The sequence below is a fragment of the Streptomyces sp. NPDC045701 genome (assembly GCF_056432045.1).
This window is the reverse complement of sequence record NZ_JBWKJV010000177.1, coordinates 1-1,933: the sequence shown is the minus strand read 5'-3', so window position 1 is coordinate 1,933 and position 1,933 is coordinate 1. Positions and strand designations below refer to the sequence as shown.

1 protein-coding gene is annotated in these 1,933 nt (G+C 68.2%); it reads left to right on the top strand.

Annotated features, from left to right (window positions below):
- Positions 1 to 1,933: RHS repeat domain-containing protein (locus tag AC07DW_RS34220; protein ID WP_478861492.1), on the top strand; the 1,933-nt coding region annotated here is incomplete at both ends.

The following is a 1,933-nucleotide window of genomic DNA, read 5'->3' as shown; positions in this document are numbered from 1 at the left end:
GACGGCACGATCGCCGAAACGAAGAACACCCTCACCCCCGACGGCAGGCATGTTGCCACCACCACCGAAGCCATCGCCAACAAGCCGGGCGAAACCCCCAGGGCACGCACCACCACGAGTTTCGAGACCGACGGGCACGGTGAGCTGGCCTCGAAGACCGTCACCTGGGCGGAGGGTGCACGCCCGGAGGGTGATGAGGGGCCGCAGAAGCTGGCCGAGACCTACACCACCAGCATCGACACCGGCGCTCATACGCGTACTGATGCGGTGACTACGCCTGCGGGGACGGTGAAGCAGGTCACCGATCTGGCCACCGGTGAAGTTGTCGAAGCGGTGGATGCGGCGGGCCGGGCGTCGAAGACGGTGTATGACGATGCGGGGCGGGTGGTCAAGGAGACCGGTCCGGACGGGCTGGCCGTGACCGCCGCGCACACCCCGACCTCCACCACGCTCACCACCCCTGACGGGCACGTCACCGTGGAGACCCGCGACCTGCTCGGGCGGGTGGAGAAGAAGACCGACAACATCACCAGCGGGAAGATCACCGGTGACCCGCAGGCGCGGACACTGCAGGAGGTGGAGTACTCCCCCGACGGACTGACCGCCACCACCACCGACAGCGCAGGACGCAAAACAGTCACCACGAACGACCTGCTCGGCCGACCCGTCAAGGCCGTCGCCCCCAACGGCATGACACAGCTCTTCTCCTACGACGACGTCGCGAACACCAAGACCACCGCGCTGCTGCCCGCCGGGGAGAGCGACCCGGCCAGGGCGGTGACCGCCACCACCGAAAAGCTGGATGCTGCCGACCGGACGGTCGCCTCCTCGACCCGCCACGCGGACGGCACCCCCGTGCCCGCAGCCAGTCAGACCTTCGACGGGCTCGGCCGGGCGCGGGAATCCACGGCCGGGGATGTGACCACCCGCGTGGCTTACGGCACCGGTGGCACGGTCGACACAGCCACCCTGACTCCGGCCGCCCCTGAGGCGTTCCCCGGCAGCGAGATCGCCGCTGAGCCCCGTCAGGACCTGACCGGCGGACAAGTGGTCAAAACCCTGGAGGCGGGTGGGCAGAAGCGGTCGGGGACCGTTCTGAAGCGGGACGCGGCGGGGCGGGTGATCGAGGAGAAGGACCCGGCTGGCGGGGTTATCGCCATGGTCTATAACGAGCGGGGTGAGGTGGAGAAGGTGACCCGCCCGGACGGGTCGGTCACCACCACCTCCTACGATCCGGCCACCGGCCGGATCACCGGAACCACCACCGTCTCCGCAGACGGCAAAACCACGTTGAAAACCGCCTACACCTACGACAAGGCGACCGGCAGGGTTCTGGAGGTGTTCGACCCCGCGGACAAGACCGGCACCGTCATCTCCTACACCTACGATGCGGACGGCCACGTCACCAAAGTCACCTACCCCGACGGCAAGAGCCTGACCCAGGAGTACGACACCCACGGACAGCTCGCGGCTGCGGTCGACGCGGCCGGGGCGCGCACCGTCTACACCCACAACGGTGACGGCACCCTGCGCTCGGCGAAGCAGACCGGCACCGACGGCAAGACCCTGGCCGAGGTCACCTACACCTACGACGCTATGGGCCGGATCGAGAAGGCGGAACGCGGCAACGGCGTCACCACCCTCTACACCTTCACCGGTGCCAGCCAGATCAAGAGTGAGAAGACCACCCGCGCCGACGGCACCCTGGTCAGTGAGGCCGCCTACACCTATGACGCGCACGGCAACCTCACCTCCCGCACCGACACCCGCCCCGCCGTCAACGACACAGGCACGGTGGTCAGAGACGAGCACGGCGGGGTGAGCATGGCGGTGACCAACACCGCCTACCGCTACGACGCCTACGACCGCCTCATCCACTCCAAAGTCAGCAACAGCGAGGGCGAGCCGGTCACCGAGACCGCCTACACGCTGA